Genomic DNA, 315 nt, shown 5'->3' with positions numbered 1-315 from the left:
GTCCTGTCCACCTCGCGGCGCTCGGGCGCCCGCCTCGAGACCGCCACCCGGCTGTTCACGGCGCGGAGCCCCCGCCCCCGGCACCCCGCCGACCCCGCGACCGCCCCCCGAGCCCTCTCCGCCGTCCGTGACGGCGGCCAGGAGGACGCGGACGCCGTCCCCGCCGCCGCCACCGCGGCGGACGCCAACGCGAAGGCACAGCCCACCAGGACCCCAGAAAGACACCGGACCGCCCAGGAACCGAAACCCCGGCACCCGCCCAAACCCGAACCCCACCTGAAACAAGAACCCCACTCGCACCCCAACCCCACCCTC

General features: G+C 76.2%; 1 protein-coding gene. It reads left to right on the top strand.

The genetic code is table 11. From position 1 onward, the window contains the following. Positions 1-315: hypothetical protein (locus PUR26_RS01980; protein WP_329868532.1), on the top strand; the 315-nt coding region annotated here is incomplete at both ends.

The organism is Streptomyces sp. SP18CS02 (assembly GCF_036322365.1).
Lineage (GTDB): Bacteria > Actinomycetota > Actinomycetes > Streptomycetales > Streptomycetaceae > Streptomyces.
Note: the sequence above shows the minus strand (reverse complement) of the source record. Positions and strands in the feature narration are given on the sequence as shown.